This window comes from Enterobacter sp. MGH 38 (assembly GCF_000492855.1).
In the GTDB taxonomy this organism is placed as follows: domain Bacteria; phylum Pseudomonadota; class Gammaproteobacteria; order Enterobacterales; family Enterobacteriaceae; genus Enterobacter; species Enterobacter hormaechei_C.
In genome coordinates this window covers 2,185,904-2,211,738 of the sequence record NZ_KI535608.1, presented here as the reverse complement: position 1 = coordinate 2,211,738, position 25,835 = coordinate 2,185,904, and the positions used below count along the sequence as shown (strand labels likewise).

23 protein-coding genes are annotated in these 25,835 nt (G+C 58.9%); 19 read left to right on the top strand and 4 right to left on the bottom strand.

The window, feature by feature from the left end; translation table 11 throughout:
* The first annotated feature begins 15 nt into the window (after positions 1 to 15).
* The 11 genes from nuoC (at position 16) to nuoN (ending at position 13,735) form a co-directional block, all read left to right on the top strand.
* Positions 16 to 1,818, top strand: a complete 1,803-nt coding sequence (gene nuoC / locus L384_RS01230; protein ID WP_003861484.1) for an NADH-quinone oxidoreductase subunit C/D — start codon at positions 16 to 18, stop codon at positions 1,816 to 1,818.
* A gap of 2 nt (positions 1,819 to 1,820) precedes the next feature.
* Positions 1,821 to 2,321: an NADH-quinone oxidoreductase subunit NuoE gene (gene nuoE, locus L384_RS01235; protein WP_003861486.1), complete on the top strand. Its 501-nt coding sequence runs from the start codon at positions 1,821 to 1,823 to the stop codon at positions 2,319 to 2,321.
* The gene (gene nuoF / locus L384_RS01240) at positions 2,318 to 3,655 is read left to right on the top strand and encodes an NADH-quinone oxidoreductase subunit NuoF (protein ID WP_003861487.1); all 1,338 of its coding nucleotides are present in this window, start codon (positions 2,318 to 2,320) and stop codon (positions 3,653 to 3,655) included. The genes nuoE and nuoF overlap by 4 nt, the downstream gene beginning before the upstream one ends.
* 54 nt (positions 3,656 to 3,709) lie before the next feature.
* Entirely contained in the window at positions 3,710 to 6,433 is a 2,724-nt protein-coding gene (nuoG, locus tag L384_RS01245) for an NADH-quinone oxidoreductase subunit NuoG (RefSeq protein ID WP_003861488.1), read from the top strand.
* Positions 6,430 to 7,407, top strand: a complete 978-nt coding sequence (nuoH, locus tag L384_RS01250) for an NADH-quinone oxidoreductase subunit NuoH (RefSeq protein ID WP_003861490.1) — start codon at positions 6,430 to 6,432, stop codon at positions 7,405 to 7,407. The genes nuoG and nuoH overlap by 4 nt, the downstream gene beginning before the upstream one ends.
* Positions 7,408 to 7,421: 14 nt before the next feature.
* Positions 7,422 to 7,964 (top strand): NADH-quinone oxidoreductase subunit NuoI, encoded by a 543-nt coding sequence (gene nuoI, locus L384_RS01255; RefSeq protein WP_003861491.1) that lies wholly within the window; start codon positions 7,422 to 7,424, stop codon positions 7,962 to 7,964.
* 10 nt (positions 7,965 to 7,974) lie between these two features.
* Positions 7,975 to 8,529, top strand: a complete 555-nt coding sequence (gene nuoJ / locus L384_RS01260) for an NADH-quinone oxidoreductase subunit J (protein ID WP_003861493.1) — start codon at positions 7,975 to 7,977, stop codon at positions 8,527 to 8,529.
* Positions 8,526 to 8,828, top strand: a complete 303-nt coding sequence (gene nuoK / locus L384_RS01265) for an NADH-quinone oxidoreductase subunit NuoK (RefSeq protein ID WP_003861496.1) — start codon at positions 8,526 to 8,528, stop codon at positions 8,826 to 8,828. The genes nuoJ and nuoK overlap by 4 nt, the downstream gene beginning before the upstream one ends.
* The gene (gene nuoL / locus L384_RS01270) at positions 8,825 to 10,666 is read left to right on the top strand and encodes an NADH-quinone oxidoreductase subunit L (protein ID WP_003861497.1); all 1,842 of its coding nucleotides are present in this window, start codon (positions 8,825 to 8,827) and stop codon (positions 10,664 to 10,666) included. The genes nuoK and nuoL overlap by 4 nt, the downstream gene beginning before the upstream one ends.
* Before the next feature lie 75 nt (positions 10,667 to 10,741).
* Entirely contained in the window at positions 10,742 to 12,271 is a 1,530-nt protein-coding gene (gene nuoM / locus L384_RS01275) for an NADH-quinone oxidoreductase subunit M (protein ID WP_003861498.1), read from the top strand.
* A 6-nt stretch (positions 12,272 to 12,277) separates the two neighbouring features.
* The gene (gene nuoN / locus L384_RS01280) at positions 12,278 to 13,735 is read left to right on the top strand and encodes an NADH-quinone oxidoreductase subunit NuoN (RefSeq protein WP_003861500.1); all 1,458 of its coding nucleotides are present in this window, start codon (positions 12,278 to 12,280) and stop codon (positions 13,733 to 13,735) included.
* A 163-nt stretch (positions 13,736 to 13,898) separates the two neighbouring features.
* Here the strand turns inward: nuoN and L384_RS01285 are convergent, their stop codons facing one another.
* Both L384_RS01285 and rbn read right to left on the bottom strand, forming a co-directional pair.
* Positions 13,899 to 14,903: a chemotaxis protein gene (locus tag L384_RS01285; RefSeq protein WP_003859465.1), complete on the bottom strand. Its 1,005-nt coding sequence runs from the start codon at positions 14,901 to 14,903 to the stop codon at positions 13,899 to 13,901.
* 64 nt (positions 14,904 to 14,967) lie between these two features.
* Entirely contained in the window at positions 14,968 to 15,885 is a 918-nt protein-coding gene (gene rbn, locus L384_RS01290) for a ribonuclease BN (RefSeq protein WP_023324999.1), read from the bottom strand.
* 71 nt (positions 15,886 to 15,956) lie between these two features.
* Between rbn and L384_RS01295 the strand changes: the two genes are divergently transcribed.
* The 8 genes from L384_RS01295 to menE all read left to right on the top strand — a co-directional run bounded on the left by L384_RS01295 (position 15,957) and on the right by menE (position 23,868).
* Positions 15,957 to 16,421: a GNAT family N-acetyltransferase gene (locus L384_RS01295; protein WP_023324998.1), complete on the top strand. Its 465-nt coding sequence runs from the start codon at positions 15,957 to 15,959 to the stop codon at positions 16,419 to 16,421.
* Positions 16,422 to 16,471: 50 nt separating this feature from the next.
* Positions 16,472 to 16,777: a stress response protein ElaB gene (gene elaB / locus L384_RS01300; RefSeq protein WP_017693006.1), complete on the top strand. Its 306-nt coding sequence runs from the start codon at positions 16,472 to 16,474 to the stop codon at positions 16,775 to 16,777.
* An 86-nt stretch (positions 16,778 to 16,863) separates the two neighbouring features.
* Positions 16,864 to 18,159, top strand: coding sequence for an isochorismate synthase MenF (gene menF, locus L384_RS01305; RefSeq protein ID WP_003859458.1), 1,296 nt, complete (start codon positions 16,864 to 16,866; stop codon positions 18,157 to 18,159).
* Positions 18,160 to 18,247: 88 nt separating this feature from the next.
* Positions 18,248 to 19,918 carry a 2-succinyl-5-enolpyruvyl-6-hydroxy-3-cyclohexene-1-carboxylic-acid synthase gene (gene menD, locus L384_RS01310; protein WP_023324997.1) on the top strand — a complete coding sequence of 557 codons (1,671 nt, stop codon included), beginning with the start codon at positions 18,248 to 18,250 and terminating at the stop codon, positions 19,916 to 19,918.
* Positions 19,915 to 20,691, top strand: coding sequence for a 2-succinyl-6-hydroxy-2,4-cyclohexadiene-1-carboxylate synthase (gene menH, locus L384_RS01315; protein ID WP_023324996.1), 777 nt, complete (start codon positions 19,915 to 19,917; stop codon positions 20,689 to 20,691). Before menD ends, menH begins: the two co-directional genes overlap by 4 nt.
* A complete protein-coding gene (menB, locus tag L384_RS01320) occupies positions 20,688 to 21,545 on the top strand; it encodes a 1,4-dihydroxy-2-naphthoyl-CoA synthase (protein ID WP_023314580.1) in 858 nt (285 codons plus the stop codon). Before menH ends, menB begins: the two co-directional genes overlap by 4 nt.
* The gene (gene menC / locus L384_RS01325) at positions 21,545 to 22,510 is read left to right on the top strand and encodes an o-succinylbenzoate synthase (RefSeq protein WP_023324995.1); all 966 of its coding nucleotides are present in this window, start codon (positions 21,545 to 21,547) and stop codon (positions 22,508 to 22,510) included. The genes menB and menC overlap by 1 nt, the downstream gene beginning before the upstream one ends.
* The gene (menE, locus tag L384_RS01330) at positions 22,507 to 23,868 is read left to right on the top strand and encodes an o-succinylbenzoate--CoA ligase (protein WP_023324994.1); all 1,362 of its coding nucleotides are present in this window, start codon (positions 22,507 to 22,509) and stop codon (positions 23,866 to 23,868) included. The genes menC and menE overlap by 4 nt, the downstream gene beginning before the upstream one ends.
* Here the strand turns inward: menE and L384_RS01335 are convergent, their stop codons facing one another.
* The gene (locus tag L384_RS01335; protein WP_003859445.1) at positions 23,869 to 25,383 is read right to left on the bottom strand and encodes a tripartite tricarboxylate transporter permease; all 1,515 of its coding nucleotides are present in this window, start codon (positions 25,381 to 25,383) and stop codon (positions 23,869 to 23,871) included.
* Between the two features lie 11 nt (positions 25,384 to 25,394).
* Positions 25,395 to 25,826, bottom strand: coding sequence for a tripartite tricarboxylate transporter TctB family protein (locus L384_RS01340; protein WP_003859443.1), 432 nt, complete (start codon positions 25,824 to 25,826; stop codon positions 25,395 to 25,397).
* Between the last annotated feature and the right edge of the window lie 9 nt (positions 25,827 to 25,835).

Genomic DNA, 25,835 nt, shown 5'->3' with positions numbered 1-25,835 from the left:
CACGGACCATTTGCAATGGTGAACAATATGACCGACTTAACCGCGCAAGAAGCCGCCTGGCAGACTCGGGATCATCTCGATGACCCGGTCATTGGCGAACTGCGCAACCGTTTTGGGCCGGATGCCTTTACTGTTCAGGCCACCCGCACCGGGGTACCCGTTGTTTGGGTGAAGCGTGAGCAATTACTGGAAGTTGTCGATTTCCTCAAGAAATTGCCAAAACCTTACGTCATGCTGTTTGACTTACACGGCATGGACGAACGTCTGAGAACGCACCGCCAGGGTCTCCCTGCCGCGGATTTTTCCGTTTTCTACCACCTGATCTCAATAGACCGCAACACGGATATCATGCTCAAGGTGGCATTGTCTGAAAACGACATGCATCTGCCGACGATCACCAAACTTTTCCCGAACGCCAACTGGTACGAGCGTGAAACCTGGGAAATGTTCGGCATGACCTTCGACGGCCACCCGCATCTGACGCGCATCATGATGCCGCAGACCTGGACCGGCCACCCGCTGCGTAAAGACTACCCGGCACGCGCCACCGAATTCGACCCGTTTGAGCTGACCAAAGCCAAGCAGGATCTGGAGATGGAAGCGCTGACCTTCAAGCCGGAAGACTGGGGCATGAAGCGCGGCACCGAAAACGAGGACTTCATGTTCCTCAACCTGGGTCCAAACCACCCGTCTGCGCACGGTGCTTTCCGTATTATCCTTCAGCTTGACGGCGAAGAGATTGTCGACTGCGTCCCTGACATCGGCTACCACCACCGTGGTGCCGAGAAGATGGGCGAACGTCAGTCCTGGCACAGCTACATTCCGTATACTGACCGTATCGAATACCTCGGCGGCTGCGTGAACGAAATGCCATACGTGCTGGCCGTTGAGAAACTGGCAGGCATCACCGTCCCGGATCGCGTTAACGTGATTCGCGTAATGCTGTCTGAACTGTTCCGTATTAACAGCCACCTGCTGTACATCTCCACGTTCATTCAGGACGTCGGCGCGATGACGCCGGTCTTCTTCGCCTTTACCGACCGTCAGAAAATCTACGATCTGGTGGAAGCGATTACCGGTTTCCGTATGCACCCAGCCTGGTTCCGTATCGGTGGTGTGGCGCACGATCTGCCGCGCGGTTGGGACCGTCTGCTGCGTGAATTCCTCGACTGGATGCCGAAACGTCTGGCGTCTTACGAGAAAGCCGCGCTGCGTAACTCCATCCTGAAAGGCCGTTCCCAGGGCGTTGCTGCCTACGGCGCGAAAGAAGCGCTGGAGTGGGGGACTACCGGTGCTGGCCTGCGTGCGACCGGGATTGATTTCGACGTGCGTAAAGCGCGTCCTTACTCTGGTTACGAGAACTTCGACTTTGAAGTCCCGGTTGGCGGCGGTGTTTCCGACTGCTACACCCGCGTGATGTTGAAAGTGGAAGAGCTGCGCCAGAGCCTGCGCATCCTTGAGCAGTGCCTCAACAACATGCCGGAAGGCCCGTTCAAGGCGGATCACCCGCTGACGACGCCGCCACCGAAAGAGCGCACGCTGCAACATATCGAGACCCTGATCACCCACTTCCTGCAAGTTTCCTGGGGCCCGGTCATGCCGGCACAGGAATCCTTCCAGATGATTGAAGCGACCAAGGGTATCAACAGCTACTACCTCACCAGCGACGGCAGCACCATGAGCTACCGCACCCGCGTGCGTACGCCAAGCTTCGCGCACTTGCAGCAGATCCCGGCCGCCATTCGCGGCAGTCTGGTCTCCGACCTGATTGTGTATCTGGGTAGTATCGATTTTGTTATGTCAGATGTGGACCGCTAATTATGCACGAGAATCAACAACCACAAACCGAGGCTTTTGAGCTGAGTGAAGCAGAGCGTGCCGCCATTGAGCACGAGATGCACCACTACGAAGACCCGCGTGCGGCGTCCATTGAAGCGCTGAAAATCGTACAGAAACAGCGTGGTTGGGTGCCGGATGGGGCGATCTATGCGATCGCAGAAGTGCTGGGCATTCCGGCAAGTGACGTAGAAGGCGTAGCCACGTTCTACAGCCAGATCTTCCGTCAGCCGGTAGGCCGCCATGTGATCCGCTACTGTGACAGCGTGGTCTGCCACATCACCGGTTATCAGGGCATTCAGGCTGCGATTGAGAAGAAACTCAATATTAAGCCGGGCCAGACCACGTTCGACGGACGTTTTACTCTGCTGCCAACCTGCTGCCTGGGTAACTGCGACAAGGGGCCGACCATGATGATTGATGAGGACACTCACAGCCATCTGACGCCGGAAGCGATTCCTGACCTGCTGGAGCAGTACAAATGAAAACTGTAATTCGTACTGCTGAGACGCATCCGCTGACCTGGCGTCTGCGTGATGACAAACAGCCGGTATGGCTCGACGAATATCAGAGCAAAAACGGCTATGCCGGTGCGCGTAAAGCCCTTGGCGGCATGGCGCCGGACGACATCGTTAACGCGGTGAAAGAGTCTGGCCTGAAAGGCCGCGGTGGTGCGGGCTTCTCCACCGGTCTGAAGTGGAGCCTGATGCCGAAAGATGAATCCATGAACATCCGTTACCTGCTGTGTAACGCCGATGAAATGGAGCCGGGTACCTATAAAGACCGTCTGCTGATGGAACAGCTGCCGCACCTGCTGGTGGAAGGCATGCTGATCTCCGCGTTCGCGCTGAAAGCGTACCGTGGCTACATCTTCCTGCGCGGCGAATACATCGAAGCGGCGGAAAACCTGCGTCGCGCGATTGCCGAAGCCACCGAAGCGGGACTGCTGGGTAAAAACATCCTGGGCACCGGGTTTGACTTCGAGCTGTTCGTGCACACCGGTGCCGGGCGTTATATCTGCGGTGAAGAAACCGCGCTGATTAACTCCCTGGAAGGCCGCCGCGCGAACCCGCGCTCCAAGCCACCGTTCCCGGCAAGCTCCGGCGTGTGGGGTAAACCGACCTGCGTCAACAACGTCGAAACCCTGTGTAACGTCCCGGCGATCCTTGCGAACGGCGTGGAGTGGTATCAGGGCATCTCCTCAAGCAAAGATGCTGGTACCAAGCTGATGGGCTTCTCCGGTCGCGTGAAGAACCCTGGCGTCTGGGAGCTGCCGTTCGGCACCACCGCACGCGAAATTCTTGAAGACTACGCCGGCGGCATGCGCGATGGCCTGAAATTCAAAGCCTGGCAGCCGGGTGGGGCAGGGACGGACTTCCTGACCGAAGCCCACCTTGACCTGCCAATGGAGTTCGAAAGCATTGGTAAAGCAGGTAGCCGTCTGGGTACCGCGCTGGCGATGGCCGTCGACCACGAGATCGGCATGGTATCCCTGGTGCGTAACCTGGAAGAGTTCTTCGCCCGCGAGTCCTGCGGCTGGTGCACACCGTGCCGTGATGGTCTGCCGTGGAGCGTGAAGATCCTGCGTGCTATCGAACGTGGCGAAGGCCAGCCTGGCGATATCGAGACACTTGAGCAACTGTGTCGATTCTTAGGACCGGGTAAAACCTTCTGTGCCCACGCACCGGGCGCCGTCGAGCCGCTGCAAAGCGCGATTAAATATTTCCGCGACGAATTCGAAGCAGGCATCAAGCAGCCGTTCAGCAATACCCATTCGATCAATGGTATTCAGCCGAACCTGCTGAAAGCGCGCTGGTAAAAACAGAATTTTGATTAACGCTCGGTTTCGGCCGAGCCAACTGGAAGCATGCTAATGGCTACGATTCATGTAGACGGCAAAGAATACGAAGTCAACGGGGCGGACAACCTGCTGGAAGCTTGTCTGTCTCTTGGCCTCGATATTCCGTACTTTTGCTGGCATCCGGCGCTGGGCAGCGTCGGTGCTTGCCGCCAGTGTGCGGTGAAGCAATATCAAAACGCGGAAGACACGCGTGGTCGCCTGGTGATGTCCTGTATGACGCCAGCCGCCGAAGGCACCTTTATTTCGATTGATGACGAAGAAGCCAAACAGTTCCGTGAAAGCGTGGTGGAGTGGTTGATGACCAACCACCCGCACGACTGTCCGGTGTGTGAGGAGGGCGGTAACTGCCACCTTCAGGATATGACCGTCATGACCGGTCACAGCTTCCGTCGCTATCGCTTTACCAAACGTACCCACCGTAACCAGGATCTGGGGCCGTTCATCTCTCACGAAATGAACCGCTGCATCGCCTGCTACCGCTGCGTGCGTTACTACAAAGATTATGCAGACGGTCAGGATCTGGGCGTGTATGGCGCGCATGACAACGTCTACTTCGGTCGTCCGGAAGACGGTACGCTTGAAAGTGAATTCTCCGGTAACCTGGTAGAAATCTGTCCGACCGGCGTATTCACGGATAAAACCCACTCTGAACGTTACAACCGTAAATGGGACATGCAGTTTGCGCCAAGCATCTGCCAGCAGTGCTCCCTTGGCTGTAACACCAGCCCGGGTGAACGTTACGGCGAACTGCGTCGTATCGAAAACCGTTACAACGGTACCGTTAACCACTACTTCCTCTGCGACCGCGGTCGTTTCGGCTATGGCTATGTGAACCTGAAAGACCGTCCGCGTCAGCCGGTTCAGCGCCGTGGCGATGACGTCATTACCCTCAACGCTGAGCAGGCGATGCAGGGCGCGGCAGATATTCTGCGTCAGTCGAAGAAAGTGATCGGCATTGGCTCCCCGCGCGCCAGCATCGAAAGCAACTTCGCGCTGCGCGAGCTGGTTGGGGCGGAAAACTTCTACACCGGTATCGCCCAGGGCGAGCAGGAACGTCTCCAGCTGGTGCTGAAAGTGCTGCGTGAAGGCGGCATTCACACGCCTGCGCTGCGCGAAATCGAATCCTATGATGCGGTTCTGGTGCTCGGGGAAGACCTGACGCAGACCGGCGCACGCGCGGCTCTGGCGGTTCGCCAGGCAGTGAAAGGCAAAGCACGTGAAATGGCAGCGGCGCAGAAAGTGGCTGACTGGCAGATTGCGGCGATCCTCAACATCGGCCAGCGCGCGAAGCATCCTCTGTTTGTGACTAACGTCGACAACACCCGTCTGGACGATATTGCGGCGTGGACCTACTGCGCGCCGGTTGAAGATCAGGCGCGTCTTGGCTTTGCCATTGCCCACGCGCTGGACAGCAACTCACCGGCCGTTGAGCTGGATCGCGACCTGCAAAACAAGGTTGACGTGATTGTTCAGGCCCTGGCCGGTGCGAAGAAACCGCTGATTATTTCCGGTACCAACGCCGGTAGCGCTGAAATCATTCAGGCCGCAGCGAACGTTGCCAAAGCCCTGAAGGGACGCGGCGCTGACGTTGGTGTGACCATGATTGCCCGTGCGGTGAACAGCATCGGTCTGGGTATGATTGGCGGCGGCTCGCTGGAAGACGCGTTAAGCGAACTGGAATCCGGTGCCGCTGACGCCGTTGTGGTGCTGGAAAATGACCTGCATCGCCATGCTTCTGCCGCTCGCGTTGACGCCGCGCTCTCCAGAGCGCCGCTGGTGATGGTTATCGACCATCAGCGCACCGCGATCATGGACAAAGCGCATCTCGTTCTCTCTGCGGCAAGCTTCGCAGAAAGCGACGGGACGGTGATCAACAACGAAGGTCGCGCCCAGCGTTTCTTCCAGGTTTATGACCCGGCCTACTACGACAGCAACACCGTGATGCTGGAAAGCTGGCGCTGGCTGCACTCTCTGCACAGCACCGTGCAGAGCCGTGAAGTTGACTGGACGCAGCTCGACCACGTTATCGACGCGGTTGTTGAGAAACTGCCTCAGCTGGCGGGTATTAAAGATGCCGCGCCGGACGCAAGCTTCCGCATTCGCGGCCAGAAACTGGCGCGTGAGCCGCACCGCTACAGCGGTCGTACCGCGATGCGCGCCAACATCAGCGTGCACGAACCGCGTCAGCCGCAGGATAAAGACACCATGTTCGCCTTCTCGATGGAAGGGAACAACCAGCCGTCTGCGCCGCGTTCGCAAATCCCGTTTGCATGGGCACCGGGTTGGAACTCCCCGCAGGCATGGAACAAATTCCAGGCTGAAGTGGGCGGTCACCTGCGCCACGGCGATCCGGGCGTGCGTCTGATTGAAGCCTCCGAAACCGGTCTGGACTTCTTCACCACCGTTCCGGCGAGCTTCCAGGCGCAGGAAGGTCACTGGCGTATTGCACCGTACTACCATCTGTTCGGTAGCGACGAAATGTCCCAGCGTTCTCCGGTATTCCAGCAGCGTATGCCGCAGCCGTACATCAAGCTCAACCCGGCGGATGCCGCGAAGCTTGGCGTTAACGCGGGTGCGAACATTGCCTTTAGCTACGACGGCCAGACAATCAGCCTGCCGCTGATTATTTCTGAACGCCTGTCAGCAGGGCAGGTGGGTCTGCCGATGGGTATGCCTGGCATCGCGCCGGTCCTGGCGGGTGCGCATCTTGATAACCTTCAGGAGGCAAAAGCATGAGTTGGTTAACGCCGGATCTTATCGACATCCTGCTGAGCATTCTGAAAGCGGTTGTGATTCTGCTGGTGGTGGTCACCTGCGGCGCGTTCATGAGCTTTGGTGAACGTCGTCTGCTCGGTCTGTTCCAGAACCGTTACGGACCGAACCGCGTGGGCTGGGGTGGTTCACTCCAGCTGGTCGCGGACATGATCAAGATGTTCTTTAAAGAGGACTGGGTTCCGCGCTTCTCGGACCGCGTGATCTTTACGCTGGCGCCGATGATCGCCTTCACCTCGCTGCTGCTGGCGTTTGCTATCGTTCCGGTCAGCCCGACCTGGGTGGTCGCTGACCTGAACATCGGCATTCTGTTCTTCCTGATGATGGCAGGCCTCGCGGTTTACGCGGTGCTGTTCGCAGGCTGGTCCAGTAACAACAAATACTCGCTGCTGGGTGCGATGCGTGCTTCCGCGCAGACGCTGAGCTACGAAGTGTTCCTGGGTCTCTCCCTGATGGGCGTGGTGGCGCAGGCCGGTTCATTTAACATGACCGACATCGTCAACAACCAGGCCGACATCTGGAACGTTATCCCGCAGTTCTTTGGGTTTATTACCTTTGCCATCGCGGGCGTGGCGGTGTGTCACCGTCACCCGTTTGACCAGCCAGAAGCCGAACAGGAACTGGCCGACGGTTACCACATTGAATATTCCGGTATGAAGTTCGGTCTGTTCTTCGTGGGCGAGTACATCGGTATCGTCACCATTTCGGCGTTGATGGTAACGCTGTTCTTTGGTGGCTGGCATGGCCCGTTCTTACCGCCGTTCATCTGGTTCGCGCTGAAAACCGCGTTCTTCATGATGATGTTCATTTTGATTCGCGCAGCGTTACCGCGTCCGCGTTATGACCAGGTAATGTCCTTCGGCTGGAAAGTGTGCCTGCCGCTGACGCTCGTCAACTTGTTGGTAACGGCGGCTGTCATTCTCTGGCAGCAGCCATAAGGGGCTTTGAGATCATGACCTTAAAAGAATTATTGGTAGGTTTCGGCACCCAGGTACGCAGTATCTGGATGATCGGCCTGCATGCGTTTGCCAAACGCGAAACCCGGATGTACCCGGAAGAGCCGGTATATCTGCCGCCGCGCTACCGTGGACGTATCGTGCTGACGCGCGACCCGGACGGTTCCGAGCGTTGCGTTGCCTGTAACCTGTGTGCGGTAGCGTGTCCGGTGGGCTGTATCTCTCTGCAAAAAGCAGAGACGGTAGACGGCCGCTGGTATCCTGAGTTCTTCCGCATCAACTTCTCACGCTGCATTTTCTGCGGTCTGTGTGAAGAAGCGTGCCCAACCACGGCGATTCAGCTGACTCCAGACTTTGAGCTGGGTGAGTACAAGCGTCAGGATCTGGTGTACGAGAAAGAGGATCTGCTGATTTCCGGTCCGGGCAAATACCCGGAATATAACTTCTACCGGATGGCGGGTATGGCAATCGACGGCAAAGATAAGGGCGAAGCAGAGAACGAAGCCAAGCCTATCGACGTCAAGAGCCTGTTACCGTAAGGAGAGGGCAATGGAATTCGCTTTTTATATCTGTGGCCTTATCGCCATCCTGGCTACGCTGCGAGTGATCACGCACACCAATCCGGTGCATGCGCTGCTGTATTTAATCATCTCGCTGCTGGCTATTTCCGGGGTGTTCTTTGCGCTGGGCGCGCACTTCGCCGGTGCGCTGGAAATCATCGTCTACGCCGGGGCCATCATGGTGCTGTTCGTGTTCGTGGTGATGATGCTCAACCTGGGCGGCTCTGAAATTGAGCAGGAACGTCAGTGGTTAAAACCGCAGGTGTGGATTGGCCCGGCGATTCTGTCGGCCATCATGCTGGCGGTGATTGTTTACGCCATTCTGGGCGTCAACGACCAGGGTATCGACGGGACGCCAATCAGCGCGAAAGCCGTGGGTATCACCCTGTTTGGTCCGTACGTTCTGGCGGTTGAGCTGGCCTCGATGCTGCTGCTGGCGGGTCTGGTTGTGGCCTTCCACGTTGGCCGCGAAGAGCGTGTCGGCGAGGTGCTGAGCAACCGCACTGACGACCGCGCGAAAAGAAAAACGGAGGAACGCGCATGATCCCCTTAACACATGGACTGATCCTCGCTGCGATTTTATTCGTTCTGGGCTTAACCGGTCTGGTTATCCGCCGCAATCTGCTGTTTATGCTGATCGGTCTGGAAATCATGATAAACGCTTCCGCGCTGGCCTTTGTGGTCGCCGGCAGCTACTGGGGCCAGACCGATGGTCAGGTGATGTACATTCTCGCCATCAGCCTCGCGGCTGCTGAAGCGAGTATTGGCCTGGCGCTGTTGCTACAGCTCCATCGTCGCCGCCAGAACCTGAACATCGATTCAGTAAGTGAGTTGCGTGGATGAACATGCTTGCCTTAACCATTATTTTTCCGCTGATTGGCTTCGTGCTGCTGGCGTTTTCTCGCGGCCGCTGGTCTGAGAATCTGTCTGCCACCGTGGGCATTGGCTCTATCGGCCTGGCTGCGCTGGTCACAGCGTATGCGGGTATCGACTTCTTTAACAATGGACGTCAGGCCTACAGCGTACCGCTGTGGAACTGGATGTCGGTCGGTAACTTCAACATCGGTTTCAACCTGGTGCTGGATGGTCTGTCTCTGACCATGCTCTCCGTGGTCACCGGCGTCGGCTTCCTGATCCACATGTTCGCCTCCTGGTACATGCGCGGTGAAGAGGGATACTCCCGCTTCTTCGCCTACACCAACCTGTTTATCGCCAGCATGGTGGTTCTGGTGCTGGCCGATAACCTGCTGCTGATGTATCTGGGCTGGGAAGGCGTGGGTCTGTGCTCTTACCTGCTGATCGGTTTCTACTACACCGATCCGAAGAATGGCGCAGCGGCCATGAAAGCGTTCGTCGTGACCCGCGTGGGTGACGTCTTCCTCGCTTTCGCGCTGTTCATTCTCTACAACGAACTGGGCACGCTGAACTTCCGCGAAATGGTGGAACTGGCGCCGGCGCACTTCGAAGCAGGCAACAACATGCTGTGGTGGGCAACGCTGATGCTGCTGGGTGGCGCCGTGGGTAAATCCGCGCAGCTGCCGTTGCAGACATGGCTGGCCGACGCGATGGCGGGTCCAACCCCTGTCTCCGCGCTGATCCACGCCGCGACCATGGTTACCGCCGGTGTCTACCTGATTGCGCGTACCCATGGCCTGTTCCTGATGACCCCGGAAATTCTGCATCTGGTGGGTATTGTCGGTGCGGTTACGCTGGTGCTGGCAGGCTTTGCCGCGCTGGTGCAGACCGACATCAAACGCGTTCTCGCGTACTCCACCATGAGCCAGATTGGTTACATGTTCCTGGCGCTGGGCGTTCAGGCGTGGGACGCAGCCATTTTCCACCTGATGACGCACGCGTTCTTTAAAGCGCTGCTGTTCCTCTCATCCGGTTCGGTGATCCTGGCCTGCCACCACGAGCAGAACATCTTCAAAATGGGCGGACTGCGTAAGTCCATCCCGCTGGTCTATGTCTGCTTCCTGGTGGGCGGCGCGGCGCTGGCGGCACTGCCGCTGATTACCGCGGGCTTCTTCAGTAAGGACGAAATCCTTGCGGGCGCCATGGCGAATGGTCATATCAATCTGATGGTTGCGGGTCTGGTCGGTGCGTTCATGACCTCCCTGTACACCTTCCGTATGATTTTCATCGTCTTCCACGGTAAAGAACAAATTCACGCTCACGCAGGGAAGGGGATTACCCACCACCTGCCGCTGATTGTTCTGCTGGTCCTGTCCACCTTCGTTGGCGCGATGATTGTGCCACCGTTGCAGGGTGTACTGCCGGCAACAACCGAGCTTGAGCACGGTCGCGTTCTGACGCTTGAAATCACCTCCGGCGTAGTGGCTATAGCGGGCATCCTGATTGCCGCATGGCTGTGGCTGGGCAAACGCACGCTGGTAACTGCCGTTGCCAACAGCGCGCCGGGCCGTCTGCTGGGCACCTGGTGGTACAACGCGTGGGGCTTCGACTGGCTGTACGACATGATCTTCGTGAAGCCGTTCCTGGGCATTGCGTGGCTGCTGAAGCGCGATCCACTGAACAGCCTGATGAATATCCCGGCGATCCTCTCTCGCTTTGCAGGTAAAGGCCTGCTGTTTAGCGAGAACGGTTATCTGCGCTGGTATGTGGCGTCCATGAGCATCGGTGCGGTTGTCGTGCTGGCGCTGCTGATGGTGTTGCGTTGATCGTAAAGTGAATTTTATTCGATTCGTTGAAAATCAGGCCCCTGCTGGGGGCCTTAAAAAGGAATGTAAATCGCCATGTTACTACCCTGGCTAATATTAATTCCCTTCATCGGCGGCTTCCTGTGCTGGCAGACCGAACGCTTTGGCGTGAAGATGCCGCGCTGGATCGCGCTGATCACCATGGGATTGACGCTCGCGCTTGGCCTGCAACTGTGGTTGCAGGGTGGCTACTCACTGACCCAGTCTGCGGGCCTTCCGCAGTGGCAGTCTGAGTTCATTCTGCCGTGGATCCCACGTTTCGGTATCACGATCCACCTCGCGATTGACGGTCTGTCGCTGCTGATGGTGGTGCTGACCGGTCTGCTCGGCGTTCTGGCGGTACTTTGCTCCTGGCGAGAAATCGAAAAATACCAGGGCTTCTTCCACCTGAACCTGATGTGGATCCTGGGCGGCGTGATCGGCGTGTTCCTGGCCATCGACATGTTCCTGTTCTTCTTCTTCTGGGAGATGATGCTGGTGCCGATGTACTTCCTGATCGCGCTGTGGGGCCATAAGGCGTCCGACGGTAAAACGCGTATCACGGCGGCCACCAAGTTCTTCATCTATACCCAGGCGAGTGGTCTGGTGATGCTGATTGCCATCCTGGCGCTGGTGTTTGTGCATTACAACGCGACCGGTGTCTGGACCTTCAACTACGAAGACCTGCTGAAGACCCCGATGTCCCACGGCGTGGAATACCTGCTGATGCTGGGCTTCTTTATCGCCTTCGCGGTTAAAATGCCGGTGGTTCCGCTGCATGGCTGGCTGCCAGACGCGCACTCTCAGGCGCCAACGGCAGGTTCCGTTGACCTGGCGGGCATCTTGCTGAAAACCGCGGCTTACGGTCTGCTGCGTTTCTCCCTGCCGCTGTTCCCGAACGCCTCCGCAGAGTTCGCGCCGATTGCCATGTGGCTGGGCGTGATCGGTATCTTCTACGGTGCATGGATGGCCTTCACGCAGTACGACATCAAACGTCTGATTGCTTACACCTCCGTTTCCCACATGGGCTTCGTGCTGATTGCCATCTACACCGGCAGTCAGCTGGCGTACCAGGGCGCGGTGATCCAGATGATTGCGCACGGCCTGTCCGCTGCCGGTCTCTTCATCCTGTGTGGTCAGCTGTACGAACGTCTGCATACCCGCGACATGCGTATGATGGGCGGTCTGTGGGGCAAAATGAAATGGCTGCCGGCGCTCTCGATGTTCTTCGCGGTGGCGACTCTGGGTATGCCGGGTACCGGTAACTTCGTCGGCGAGTTTATGATCCTGTTCGGCAGCTTCAACGTGGTACCGACGATCACCGTCATCTCCACCTTTGGTCTGGTGTTTGCCTCCGTGTACTCGCTGGCGATGCTGCACCGCGCTTACTTCGGTAAAGCGAAGAGTGAAATTGCTGCACAAGAATTGCCGGGGATGTCGCTGCGAGAGCTGTTCATCATCCTGCTGCTGGTCGTACTGCTGGTGCTGTTGGGCTTCTATCCGCAGCCGATTCTGGATACCTCGCACTCCGCGATGGGTAACATCCAGCAGTGGTTTGTTAATTCTGCTTCTACTACAAGGCCGTAATTCGCCATGACAATAACTCCACAACAACTGATCGCGCTGCTACCGCTGCTGATCGTCGGATTGACGGTGGTGGTTGTGATGCTCTCCATTGCGTGGCGACGCAATCACTTCCTGAATGCGACCCTGTCCGTTCTGGGTCTGAACGCTGCGTTAGTCTCCCTCTGGTTTGTTGGCCAGGCGGGAGCGATGGACGTCACGCCGCTGATGCGCGTTGACGGCTACGCCATGCTCTACACCGGTCTGGTGCTGCTGGCGAGCCTGGCAACCTGTACCTTTGCGTACCCGTGGCTCGAAGGGTACAACGACAACAAAGAAGAGTTTTACCTGCTGGTACTGATTGCTGCACTGGGCGGCATTCTGCTGGCGAACGCGAACCACATGGCCGCGCTGTTCCTCGGTATTGAGTTGATCTCACTGCCGCTGTTCGGCCTGATTGGTTACGCCTTCCGTCAGAAGCGCTCTCTGGAAGCGGCTATCAAGTACACCATTCTTTCTGCTGCCGCGTCGTCGTTCCTGCTGTTCGGTATCGCGCTGCTGTATGCACAGACGGGTAACCTCTCCTTCCTGGCCATCGGTAAGAGCCTCGGCGACGGCATGATGCATGAGCCGCTGCTGCTGGCGGGTCTGGGCATGATGATTGTTGGCCTTGGCTTTAAACTCTCTCTGGTTCCGTTCCACCTGTGGACGCCAGACGTCTACCAGGGTGCGCCTGCACCGGTCTCTACCTTCCTGGCGACGGCGAGTAAAATCGCTATCTTCGGCGTGGTTATGCGTCTGTTCCTGTACGCCCCGGTGGGTGACAGCGAAGCGGTTCGCGTGGTGCTGGGCATTATCGCGTTCGTTTCTATCATCTTCGGTAACCTGATGGCGCTGAGCCAGACCAACATCAAGCGTCTGCTGGGCTACTCCTCTATCTCCCATCTGGGTTACCTGCTGGTGGCGCTGATTGCGCTGCAAAGCGGTGAGATGTCGATGGAAACCGTGGGTGTGTATCTGGCCGGTTACCTGTTCAGCAGCCTCGGCGCGTTCGGCGTGGTGAGCCTGATGTCCAGCCCGTACCGCGGCCCGGATGCAGATTCCCTGTTCTCCTACCGTGGACTGTTCTGGCACCGTCCGATTCTGTCTGCGGTAATGACCGTGATGATGCTCTCTCTGGCGGGTATCCCGATGACGCTGGGCTTTATCGGTAAGTTCTACGTGCTGGCCGTCGGTGTGCAGGCGGGTCTGTGGTGGCTGACGGCGGGTGTCGTTATCGGCTCCGCGATTGGTCTCTACTACTACCTGCGCGTAGCGGTGAGCCTGTACCTGAGCGCGCCTCAGCAGCTCAACCGCGATGCGCCGTCCAACTGGCAGTACAGCGCCGGCGGTATCGTGGTGCTAATCTCCGCGCTGCTGGTGCTGATCTTCGGTATCTATCCGCAGCCGCTGATTGATATCGTGCAGCGAGCGATGCCGCTGATGTAAAAACAAAAAACCCGCCTCGGCGGGTTTTTTATTGTTTTCTCCCTCTCCCCGTGGGAGAGGGCCGGGGTGAGGGCACCAGCCCGCACAGAGTAAAACATGCCCAGGGCGCTACGCTTGCAGGGCATACGGGTCTTGTAGGTCGGGTAAGCGAAGCGTCACCCGACTAAGCTAACTGCTTCCTGCTTATAAGCGGCCCTTCAATCTTCTTCATCGAGCGGTCCAGCACCTCTTCAATCACCGACGATAGCTCATTTAGCTCAAACTTCGCCACATAGCCGTCCGCCTTCACTTTGCGAATATGATCTTCGTTCGCGTTGCCGGAAAGAGACGAGTGGATCACCACCGGAATATCTTTCAGTACCGGGTCGGTTTTGATTTTGCGCGTCAGCGTAAAGCCGTCCATCTCCGGCATTTCGAGGTCGGTCAATACCAGGGCAATCTTATCGGTAACGGGGACGCCCTCAGCCTGAGCCTGCGCGGCCAACTGAGTGATTTTCTCCCACGCGTCTTTGCCGGTGATATGCAGCTGGGCCGGGATCTCCATCGCCTGCAATCCCTTCTCCAGCATTGAGCGCGCCACTTTCGAATCTTCTGCAACAATCGCGACAGAGCCAGGCTTGATGTTGAATTTGGTGGTTTCCAGATGGGTGGCGTGCAGATCGTGGTTCGCCGGGGTGATGTCGTACAGGATCTGCTCCACGTCCAGCACCATCGCCAGATCGTTGGTATCCGTCTTCTCGTCCAGGCAGGCAATGCTGGTAATGTAGCGACCGCTGACGGCAGTTTCCGCAGCATGCACCTGCTTCCAGTCCAGACGCATGATGTTTTCCACCGATTCCACAGCAAACGCCTGCACGCTGCGGGCATATTCGGTGATCAGCAGGATGTTCAGCCCGGTGGCTGGCTTGCAGCCGGCGACGGCGGCCAGATCGATCACCGGGATCACCTGGTCGCGAATGTTCACCATCCCCATCAGTGGAGACTTCATTCCCGCCGGTTTGGTGAAGGTCGGCATCGGCACAATTTCGCGCAATTTGAACACGTTGATGCCGAACAGCTCGGATTTATTTTCGTTCAGAGAGGTGCCAAGACGGAACAGCAACAGTTCAAAACGGTTGGACAGGGTCAGGTTCGCCCTGTCATCAATATCTTTCTGGAAATTATCCATTCTACCCTCAAGAGAAATGCTGGCCTTTTAATCGTTATCGGCACGCTGAGGGAAAAATGAAGGACTAAACGCTGACCTGAGCAAAATCTTCCGCCAGCTCGCATGCCGGAAATACTTCCCGACACTCTGCCAGCAGGCTTTCAGCGCCGCGGACGTCATAGCGTGAGCTGACGTGAGTGACAATCAGTTTCCGGACGCCAGCCTCACGCGCCAGCTGCGCCGCCTGACGCGTTGAGCTGTGCCCCCGGCTGTTGGCTTTTTCTTCCATCGCCGCTTCCAGCGTCGCCTCATGCACCATCACATCCACACCCCCGGCAAGCCTGAGCGCCGAAGGGCAGGGGGCGGTATCCCCAAAAATAGCCAGTTTTTTGCCTGGCTGCGGCGGCGCGAGGTAATCCTGACCGTTGATGACGCGCCCGTCCTCCAGCGTGACGGTCTCGCCGCGCTTCAGACGCTGGAACAGCGGGCCAGGTTTCACCCCATCGGCCTGCAACGCGGCGGCGTTCAGCGCACCGGGCTTGTCATGCTCCTCAACGCGATAGCCGTAACATTCCACCGGATGGTTAAGCGGGTAAGCGCGCACCTGATAATCTCCGTCGTCGAACACCAGACCTTCGCCGATCTCCACCACCTCCAGCGGATAATCGGTCCACGAGCCGCTCAGGCGCAGCGTGGTTTCAACAAATTCCTGAATACCCGCAGGGCCATAAATGGTCAGCGGGTTAGCGTTACCGGCCATCGAACGGCTACACAGCAGGCCCGGCAGGCCAAACAGATGGTCGCCGTGTAGATGGGTGATAAATATTTTATCCACTTTCCCCGGGTGGTATGAGGTATGCAGCAGCTGATGCTGCGTACCCTCGCCGCAGTCAAACAGCCACAGCCCACCGCGGGTAGGATGCTTAAGATCCAGCAGAATCGCCGTCACGTTTCGTGAGCGGGTTGGCACCCCGGCGGACGTACCCAGAAAAATCAGTTCCATAACGCAATCAGCCCTTTGCCGAATGGGAAGGGGTTTAGTATAACGTGATGAACCCCAGGAAGGAGAAACACATGATCCAGTGGCAAGATCTACACCACAGCGAACTGACCGTGCAGTCACTCTACGCCCTGCTCAAACTGCGCAGTGAAGTCTTCGTGGTTGAACAAACCTGCCCGTATCAGGATATCGACGGCGATGACCTGGTCGGCGAGAACCGGCACATCCTCGGCTGGCGCGATAACGAGCTGGTGGCGTATGCGAGGATTCTGAAAAGCGAAGAGGAATTTGACCCTGTCGTCATTGGGCGCGTCATTATCAGTGGCCGCGCGCGCGGTGAAAAGCTGGGCTATCAGCTGATGGAAAAAACGCTGGACGCATGCCAGAAACAGTGGCCGGACAAGGCGTTATACCTGGGCGCGCAGGCGCATTTGCAATCATTCTATGGCCATTTTGGTTTTACCCCGGTCACGGACATTTACGACGAAGACGGCATCCCACACATCGGCATGGCACGCGAAGCGAAACAGGCGCAATAGCAATACGTTGTCTATAGTTACCGGACTGGTGTACTAACATGGAGAAAAATATGTCATTTCAATCCTGGGATACCCGAGTCGACGACGACCTGACGCTGCTAAGCGAAACGCTGGAAGAAGTGCTGCGCTCTTCAGGCGATCCTGCCGATCAGAAGTACATTGAGCTCAAAGCCCGCGCCGAGCAGGCGCTGCATGACGTGAAAAACCGCGTCAGTAACGCCTCCGACAATTATTACTACCGCGCCAAACAGGCGGTTTATCGTGCCGACGATTATGTGCATGAAAAACCGTGGCAGGGCATTGGGGTCGGTGCGGCCGTAGGGCTGGTGCTGGGTCTGCTGTTAGCCCGTCGTTAAGCCGGTAAACCACTCCCTACACGTGGGTACTGCTATTTATCGTCAGTACCCCGTATAATATAAGGCTTTAACAGGGAGAGGTTCGCGTGCACTCGATTTTCCTCGCGCTGCAAAGCCTGCGCACTCAGCTTGCGCAAGCATTGCCTGCTATACCCGGTTTACGCCATTTCGATGTCTCTTTCCCGTTAAACGACGCCTTCGATCCGCTGGCCTGGCTGGGTGTGCAGCGATGCTATCCTCAGTTTTACTGGCAACAGCGCAGCGGCGATGAAGAACTTGCCGCGCTCGGAAGCCTCGCCCAGTTTGATTCTCTGGCTTCGGCCTCGCGGTTTTTGCATGCCCATGACGTAGCCAATGACACCCGTATCTGCGGCCTGAACGCCTTCAACCCGGCGCAGGGCAAGCTGTTTTTACCGCGCCTTCTCTGGCGACGGTCTGGCGGGGTCGCCACGCTGCGTCTGCAACTGTGGAGCGAAACGTCGCTGCGGGAAGATGCCCGTGAGGCGCTGAATTTTGTCGATAACCTGCGCGACGCCGCGCCGATCCGCCCGTTGTCCGTGCAGATTGTGCAGGAAACCCATCATCCGGAAAAACCGGACTGGCTGGCGTTGATTCGTCAGGCGACGGATACCCTTGCTCGCGGTGATTTTGAGAAAGTGGTGCTCGCACGTGCTACAGACGTTCAGTGCCAGCAGCCCGTGAACGCCATCGCGCTGATGGCTGCAAGCCGCGCGCTAAACCTCAACTGCTATCATTTTTGTATGGTCTTTGACGCCAGCAATGCCTTCCTCGGCTCGACGCCCGAGCGCCTGTGGCGGCGACGCGGCACGCTGCTGCGCACTGAAGCGCTGGCAGGCACCGTCGCCAGCCATTCTGACGATAAGCAGGCCCAGCGTCTGGGCGACTGGCTGATGAACGACGATAAAAATCAGCGGGAAAATATGCTGGTGGTGGAAGATATCTGCCAGCGTCTTCAGCACCATACCCGGACGCTGGAGATCCTGCCTGCGCAGGTGCTGCGTCTGCGCAAGGTGCAGCATTTACGCCGCTGTATCTGGACCGAACTTAAACAGCCTGACGACGAACAGTGTCTGCATATTTTGCAACCGACGGCGGCGGTGGCCGGGCTGCCGCGACAGGCGGCCCGAGAATTTATTGCGAAAGTCGAGCCGTTTGACCGGGAGTGGTACGCCGGTTCGGCGGGCTATTTATCGCGCGATCAGAGCGAATTCTGTGTGGCATTACGCTCCGCCCGCGTTCACAACGCTGCGCTGCGTCTTTATGCGGGGGCGGGCATCGTCAGCGGCTCCGATCCTGAGCAGGAGTGGCAGGAGATCGAAAACAAGGCCGCCGGGCTGCGTTCCCTTCTCCTAAGGGATTAATACTGATTCGTGCAATCCCGATTCATATCAAAATTCTGACTTTTTCTATTATTTATACTGTGTCGCATTCTTGATACTGGACAATCTCATGTCAGTAAGTTCTTTTAACCGACGCTGGGCGGCGGTGATCCTTGAAGCCCTGACCCGTCATGGTGTCAGGCATGTGTGTATTGCCCCGGGCTCTCGCTCCACGCCGCTCACCCTTGCTGCCGCGGAAAACCGGGCTTTTATTCACCACACCCATTTTGATGAGCGTGGTCTGGGCCATCTGGCGCTCGGGCTGGCGAAAGTCAGTAAAGCGCCCGTGGCGGTGATCGTCACCTCCGGCACGGCGGTGGCGAACCTCTATCCGGCGCTGATAGAAGCGGGATTAACCGGCGAAAAGCTGATTTTACTCACCGCCGACCGTCCCCCGGAACTTATCGACTGCGGCGCTAACCAGGCTATTCGTCAGCCTGGCATTTTTGCCTCGCATCCTTCACAGACGGTCTCGTTGCCGCGCCCCACCCAGGACATTCCCGCCAGCTGGCTGGTCTCAACCCTCGACCACGCCATGAACGCACTGCGCAGCGGCGGGCTACACATTAACTGCCCGTTTGCCGAGCCGCTGTACGGTGAAATGAACGATACTGGCCTCGTCTGGCAACAGCAGCTGGGAGACTGGTGGGAGAGCGAAAAACCCTGGCTGCGCGAGCAGACGCATCTGGAAAGCGCTAAACAGCGCGACTGGTTCTTCTGGCGTCAGAAGCGCGGCGTGGTGATAGCCGGGCGGATGAGTGCGGCGGAAGGTAAGCTTGCGGCGGAGTGGGCACAAACGCTTGGCTGGCCGCTGATTGGTGACGTGCTTTCCCAGACGGGCCAGCCGCTGCCCTGCGCCGACCTCTGGCTGGGGAACGCGAAAGCGGTCACCGAGCTGGCGCAGGCGCAGATTGTCGTCCAGCTGGGATCGAGCCTGACGGGGAAGCGTCTGCTCCAGTGGCAGGCCACCTGTACGCCTGAAGAGTACTGGCTGGTGGACCCGCTCGAAGGACGCCTTGACCCGGCGCACCATCGTGGCCGCCGCCTGGTGAGCGATATTAACAGCTGGCTGGAATTGCATCCGGCGGAAAAACGCAAACCCTGGGCGGTGGAGATCCCGGCGCTGTCACGTCAGGCGTGGGAACTCACCAAAGCGCAGTGCGAGGCGTTCAGTGAAGCCGGGCTGGCGCACCGTATCCGCAAATATCTTCCCGAGCAGGGACAACTTTTTGTCGGTAACAGCCTGGTGGTGCGCCTGATTGACGCCTTTTCGCAGCTGCCGGCGGGTTATCCGGTGTACAGCAACCGGGGCGCGAGCGGCATTGACGGCCTGATCTCCACCGCCGCTGGCGTACAGAGGGCCAGCGCGAAATCCACGCTGGCGATTGTGGGGGATCTCTCAGCCCTCTACGATCTCAACGCGCTGGCGCTCCTGCGTCAGGCGTCGGCCCCGTTCGTGCTGATTGTTGTGAACAATAACGGCGGGCAGATTTTCTCGTTGCTGCCGACGCCGCAAAGCGAACGTGAGCGCTTCTATCTGATGCCGCAAAACGTGCAGTTCGAACACGCCGCCGCCATGTTCAGCCTTAAATACCATTGCCCGGAAAACTGGGACGCGCTGGAGACGGCGCTGAACACCGCCTGGCGGCAGCCTGGCGCGACGCTCATTGAGCTGGTGGTAAACGATGCTGACGGCGCGCAGAAGCTGCAACATCTGTTGGCGCAGGTGAGTCACCTGTGATCCTCGCAGGCGTCACCCAGCCAGGAAATCCAGGCTACCCCTGGCTGGTTTTCCTGCACGGTTTTTCCGGCGACTGTCGCGAGTGGCAGGCTGTCGGGGCGTCGCTGCATGACTACCCCCGGCTCTACCTTGACCTGCCCGGGCACGGTGGTTCAGCGGATACGGACGTGACGGGGTTTGCAGAGGTGAGCGATTTGCTCACGCACACCCTTTTTAGTTACAACATACTAAAGTACTGGCTGATAGGGTACTCCCTCGGCGGCCGCATTGCGATGTTCCATGCCTGCCAGCATCCAGCGGGGTTAGACGGGGTTATTGTGGAAGGTGGACACCCGGGCCTGCAAGACCCCGATGCGCGCCAGGCGCGGCTGACCTCTGACCGCCGCTGGGCATCACGTTTACGCAGTGAGCCGCTGGAGGCCGTCTTTGCCGACTGGTATCAACAGCCGGTCTTTGCCTCCCTTACTGATGAACAGCGCAAGGCGCTGATCGCGCTGCGCAGCCGGAACAACGGCCCGAGGCTGGCAGAGATGCTGGAAGCCACCTCGCTTGCCGTTCAGCCTGATTTACGTCCCGCGCTCACCGCGCGTGATTTTTCTTTTGACTATCTCTATGGCGAACGTGACGGGAAGTTTGCAGCTATCGCCGCTGAACTTAACGCCACGCGTCATGCTATCCCTCACGCCGGACACAACGCCCACCGGGACAACCCGGAAGCGGTTGCCGCGAGTCTGGCTCAGATACTGCGTTATCGAACAAAGGACACGCTATGATCTATCCTGATGAACACATGCTTTACGCGCCGGTTGAATGGCAGGACTGCTCCGAAGGCTATACCGACATTCGTTACCACAAATCCGCCGATGGTATCGCCAAAATCACCATCAACCGTCCACAGGTGCGCAACGCGTTTCGTCCGTTGACCGTAAAAGAGATGATCCAGGCGCTGGCGGATGCCCGCTATGACGACACTGTCGGCGTCATCATCCTCACCGGGGAAGGGGAGAAAGCCTTCTGCTCCGGCGGCGATCAGAAAGTCCGCGGTGACTACGGCGGATACCAGGATGATGCGGGCACGCACCACCTGAACGTGCTGGATTTCCAGCGCCAGATCCGCACCTGTCCAAAACCGGTGGTCGCGATGGTGGCAGGGTATTCCATCGGCGGCGGTCACGTGCTGCACATGATGTGTGACCTGACGATCGCGGCGGAAAATGCCATTTTCGGTCAGACTGGCCCGAAAGTCGGCTCTTTCGACGGCGGCTGGGGCGCGTCCTATATGGCGCGCATTGTCGGCCAGAAAAAAGCCCGCGAAATCTGGTTCCTGTGCCGTCAGTACAATGCGCAGGAAGCGCTGGATATGGGGCTGGTTAACACCGTGGTGCCGATCGCCGATCTGGAAAAAGAGACCGTGCGCTGGTGTCGCGAAATGCTGCAAAACAGCCCAATGGCGCTGCGCTGCCTGAAAGCGGCCCTCAACGCCGACTGTGACGGTCAGGCGGGCCTTCAGGAGCTGGCAGGTAACGCCACCATGCTGTTCTATATGACCGAAGAGGGTCAGGAAGGGCGCAACGCGTTCAACGAAAAACGCCAGCCGGACTTCAGCAAATACAAACGGAACCCGTAATGCGTCGCGTGCAGGTTTACCGCTGGCAGATACCGATGGACGCGGGCGTGGTGCTGCGTGAACGGCGGTTAAAAACCCGTGACGGCTTTTTCATGCATCTCCGGCAGGGCGAGCGGGAAGGGTGGGGCGAAATCGCCCCGCTTCCGGGCTTTAGCCTGGAAACGCTCGACGAGGCGCAGGCCGCGCTGATGGCCTGGACGCACGCCTGGCGCGAGGGAGCAGATCCGGCGCTGCCGGACGTTCCTTCCGTCGCGTTCGGCATCAGCTGCGCGCTGGCAGAGCTGGACGGCAGTTTGCCGGAGGCGGCGAACTATTGCGCCGCGCCGCTCTGTACCGGCGATCCGGATGAACTTTTCGCGCTCCTTTCCGCGATGCCTGGCGAGAAGGTGGCGAAAATAAAGGTCGGCCTGTACGAAGCGGTGCGCGACGGGATGGTGGTTAATCTGTTACTGGAAGCCATTCCCGATCTGTACCTGCGCCTGGACGCCAACCGCGCCTGGACACCGCTCAGGGCGCAGCAGTTTGCGAAGTACGTCAACCCGGCGTACCGCAACCGCATCGCGTTTCTCGAAGAGCCGTGCAAAACGCGCGACGACTCTCGCGCCTTCGCCCGGGAAACCGGCATCGCCATTGCCTGGGATGAGAGCCTGCGCGAAGCCGATTTCGCGTTTGCCGCCGAGCCGGGCGTCAGGGCCGTGGTGATTAAGCCAACGCTGACCGGCAGCCTCGACAAGGTGCGCGAGCAGGTTGCGGCGGCCCATGCCGCAGGGCTGACGGCGGTGATCAGTTCATCCATCGAATCCAGCCTCGGCCTGACGCAGCTGGCGCGCATCGCTGCATGGTTAACGCCGGACACCGTTCCCGGTCTCGATACGCTAAACCTGATGCAGGCCCAGCTGATTCGCCAGTGGCCTGGCAGCACCTTGCCGTGCCTCGACGTCGGGGCGCTGGAGCCATTGCGATGAGTTTTACCGACTGGCCGTGGCGGCACTGGCGCACCCGGCGTGCCGATAAACCCGCGCTGCGTTTAGACGATGCAACGCTCAGTTGGACTCAGCTGGGCAAGCGTATCGATCGTCTGGCAGCCGGTTTTCAGTCTCAGGGCGTTGCTGACGGTGACGGCGTCATGCTGCTCGCCCACAACCACCCGCAGACCCTGCTGGCCTGGCTGGCGCTGCTTCAGTGCGGCGCCCGCATTTTGCCGGTGAACCCTCAGCTTCCCCGTCCGCTGCTGGACGTCCTCCTGCCGCAGATGACCCTGCGTTTTGCGCTGGTGCTTAACGGTGAGTATGACGGTCTGCCCGCGCTGGCATTAAGAGAGGGCGAGGGGCAGGGGGGCGTGACGTGGCGGGCAGAACGACTGGCCTCAATGACGCTCACCTCCGGCTCCACCGGTTTGCCAAAAGCGGCGGTGCACACCTGTGCCGCCCACCTTGCCAGCGCAAAAGGGGTGCTGGCGCTGATGCCTTACGGCGATAGCGACGACTGGCTGCTCTCTCTGCCGCTGTTTCACGTCTCCGGTCAGGGGATTTTGTGGCGCTGGTTACAGGGCGGAGGCCGTCTCACCGTACGCGTAAAACAGCCGCTTGAGCAGGCGCTACAGGGCTGTACCCATGCCTCGCTGGTGCCAACGCAGCTGTGGCGACTGCTTAATTCACACCATCCCGTCGCGCTGAAAGCCGTGTTGCTCGGCGGGGCGGAAATCCCCGTTGCGCTGACCGAACAGGCGCGCGAGCAGGGGATCCGTACATTCTGCGGCTACGGTCTGACCGAGTTCGCCTCCACCGTCTGCGCCAAAGAGGCCGACGGCGCGCCGGACGTGGGCAGCGCGCTGCCGGGCAGAGACGTTCAGGTGGTAAACGGTGAAGTCTGGATCCGGGCGGAAAGCATGGCGGCAGGCTACTGGCGAGACGGCGCATTATTGCCGCTGGTCAATGCGCAGGGCTGGTTCGCCACCCGCGATCGCGGCGAGTGGCATGACGGACGCCTGACCATTCTGGGCCGAATGGACAATCTCTTTTTCAGCGGCGGAGAAGGGATCCAGCCGGAAGCGCTGGAGCGCGTTATCGCCACGCATCCGCAGGTAAGCCAGGCGTTTGTCGTTCCGCTGGATGATGCTGAGTACGGGCAACGTCCGGTGGCGGTAGTGGAATGCGAGCCGGGCACGGATATCACGCTGCTGCCGGAGTGGGTTCAGGGCAGGCTGGCGCGCTTTGAGCAGCCGGTACACTGGCTGGCGCTGCCGTCAGAACTGAAAAATGGCGGGATTAAAATCTCCCGCCAGGCGTTAAAGCAGTGGGTCAATGCCCTGTTGAGGGGCTAATCAGCCGATATCCGGCTGCGGTTTGTGCTGGCGTCGGCGGATCCAGCGCAGCACCGGCGGCACGACAATCACCATAATCGCCATTGCCAGCAGGATCTTCGTCACGCTGCTCTCCCACAGGATCCCCATGTTGCCGTTGCTGATGGAGAGGGCGCGGCGCAGGTTCTGCTCCAGCATTTCCCCCAGCACAAACCCTAAAATCAGCGGCGACATCGGGAAGTGCATCTTGCGCAGAATGTAGCCCAGCACGCCGAGCAGCACCATCAACACCAGGTCGAAGGTGGTGCTGTGCACCGCGTACACCCCAACCGCAGAGACGGCGGCGATGGCCGGGACCAGGAACCACAGGGGAATGGTCAGCATGCGGGTGAACAGGCCGATCAGCGGGATGTTCATTACCAGCAGCATCACGTTGGCGATCAGCAGGGCGGCAATCAAACCCCAGACGATATCGGGCTGCTCGGTAAACATCGCCGGACCCGGGGTGATGTTATAGAGCGTCAGCGCGCCCATCATTACCGCCGTGGTGCCGGAGCCCGGCACGCCGAGGGTCAGCATCGGGATAAACGAGCCGCAGGCCGAGGCGTTATTCGCCGCCTCCGGCGCCGCCACGCCGCGGATATCGCCTTTGCCGAAGCTGTCGCTGTTACCGCTCAGCTTTTTCTCGGTCATGTAGGTGATGGCGCTGGCGATAGTCGCCCCCGCGCCGGGCAGAATGCCGACGAAGAAACCGATCACCGACGAACGCAGGGTGGCTCCCACACACTGCGCCCCCTCTTTGGCATTAAAGAGCATACGTCCGGTTTTACGCACCAGCGTCTGCCCGCTGCTGGTATGTTCCAGCATCAGTAAGATTTCTGAGACAGAGAACAGACCAATCACCACGACGATAAACTGCACGCCGTCGGAGAGATGAACGCTGTCGAAGGTAAAACGATAAACCCCGGTGTTGGCATCCACGCCGACGGTGGCCAGACTGAGGCCAATCAACGCAGACAAAAACGACTTCAGCGGATTCTGCGCCATCATGCTGCCGAGACAGGCGATGGCGAACACCATCAGGGCAAAATACTCGGCCGGACCAAACGCCAGCGACCACTGGGCCAGCGCCGGGGCGAAGAGGATGATGCCGCCAATGGCGATCAGGGAGCCAAAGAACGAGCTGACGGCGGAAATAGAGAGCGCCACGCCGCCGCGTCCCTGCTGCGCCATTGGATAGCCATCCAGCGCGGTCATAATGGCGGCGGCATCGCCGGGCACGTTTAGCAGTATCGAGGAAATTCGTCCGCCGTACTCGCAGCCGATATAAACCGTCGCCAGCAGGATCAGCGCCGATTCCGCAGGCAGGTGCAGCGCAAAGGCCAGCGGCAGTAAAATCGCCACGCCGTTGATAGGTCCAAGGCCCGGCAGCAGGCCGACGATGGTCCCGACGAAACAGCCGATCAGGGCGATCACCAGGTTTTCCGGGGTCATCGCTACCGCGAACCCCTGAGAGAGATAGATCCAGGTATCCATAGCGTGCTCCGTTAGTTAAACCATGCGCCAAGCGGCAGGGTCACGTCCAGCAGGCGGTCGAAGGCGTACCAGAGTAAAATGCCCAGTACGACCCCGGAGATCCCCGCCGCAGGCAGCGAGGCGTTAAATAGTATGCCAATCACCATCGTCAGCAGGGCGGTGGCAATCGGGAAGCCGAGCCATTCAAAGCCCCACGCGTACATCAGCAGGACAATCACCATTACCAGCAGACGTTGCAGCGTTCGGCGTGGCGGCCACTCCACGGTATCCGGATGGCGCAGCAGCAGCGCTACCGAGCAGAGCAGCATCAGGCCGACAATGCCGACGGGAAAGGGGCGTGGCCCCACGGGTTCATAGCTGTATTCGCTGTGGATCTGCCAGGCGACGAACATGCCGCCAATGCAGAGCAGCAGCCATATCCCGGCAAAAATGCGATCGCTCATAGCGCCTCC

Coding starts and splice junctions, on each gene's coding strand:
- L384_RS01295 (WP_023324998.1), top strand. CDS start 15,957: ATGATCCAGTGGCAAGATCTACACCACAGCGAACTGACCGTGCAGTCA.
- nuoN (WP_003861500.1), top strand. CDS start 12,278: ATGACAATAACTCCACAACAACTGATCGCGCTGCTACCGCTGCTGATC.
- nuoM (WP_003861498.1), top strand. CDS start 10,742: ATGTTACTACCCTGGCTAATATTAATTCCCTTCATCGGCGGCTTCCTG.
- nuoH (WP_003861490.1), top strand. CDS start 6,430: ATGAGTTGGTTAACGCCGGATCTTATCGACATCCTGCTGAGCATTCTG.
- menC (WP_023324995.1), top strand. CDS start 21,545: ATGCGTCGCGTGCAGGTTTACCGCTGGCAGATACCGATGGACGCGGGC.
- elaB (WP_017693006.1), top strand. CDS start 16,472: ATGTCATTTCAATCCTGGGATACCCGAGTCGACGACGACCTGACGCTG.
- nuoF (WP_003861487.1), top strand. CDS start 2,318: ATGAAAACTGTAATTCGTACTGCTGAGACGCATCCGCTGACCTGGCGT.
- nuoL (WP_003861497.1), top strand. CDS start 8,825: ATGAACATGCTTGCCTTAACCATTATTTTTCCGCTGATTGGCTTCGTG.
- nuoK (WP_003861496.1), top strand. CDS start 8,526: ATGATCCCCTTAACACATGGACTGATCCTCGCTGCGATTTTATTCGTT.
- menB (WP_023314580.1), top strand. CDS start 20,688: ATGATCTATCCTGATGAACACATGCTTTACGCGCCGGTTGAATGGCAG.
- nuoE (WP_003861486.1), top strand. CDS start 1,821: ATGCACGAGAATCAACAACCACAAACCGAGGCTTTTGAGCTGAGTGAA.
- L384_RS01340 (WP_003859443.1), bottom strand. CDS start 25,826: ATGAGCGATCGCATTTTTGCCGGGATATGGCTGCTGCTCTGCATTGGC.
- menE (WP_023324994.1), top strand. CDS start 22,507: ATGAGTTTTACCGACTGGCCGTGGCGGCACTGGCGCACCCGGCGTGCC.
- nuoJ (WP_003861493.1), top strand. CDS start 7,975: ATGGAATTCGCTTTTTATATCTGTGGCCTTATCGCCATCCTGGCTACG.
- nuoI (WP_003861491.1), top strand. CDS start 7,422: ATGACCTTAAAAGAATTATTGGTAGGTTTCGGCACCCAGGTACGCAGT.
- nuoC (WP_003861484.1), top strand. CDS start 16: ATGGTGAACAATATGACCGACTTAACCGCGCAAGAAGCCGCCTGGCAG.
- rbn (WP_023324999.1), bottom strand. CDS start 15,885: ATGGAACTGATTTTTCTGGGTACGTCCGCCGGGGTGCCAACCCGCTCA.
- L384_RS01285 (WP_003859465.1), bottom strand. CDS start 14,903: ATGGATAATTTCCAGAAAGATATTGATGACAGGGCGAACCTGACCCTG.
- L384_RS01335 (WP_003859445.1), bottom strand. CDS start 25,383: ATGGATACCTGGATCTATCTCTCTCAGGGGTTCGCGGTAGCGATGACC.
- nuoG (WP_003861488.1), top strand. CDS start 3,710: ATGGCTACGATTCATGTAGACGGCAAAGAATACGAAGTCAACGGGGCG.
- menD (WP_023324997.1), top strand. CDS start 18,248: ATGTCAGTAAGTTCTTTTAACCGACGCTGGGCGGCGGTGATCCTTGAA.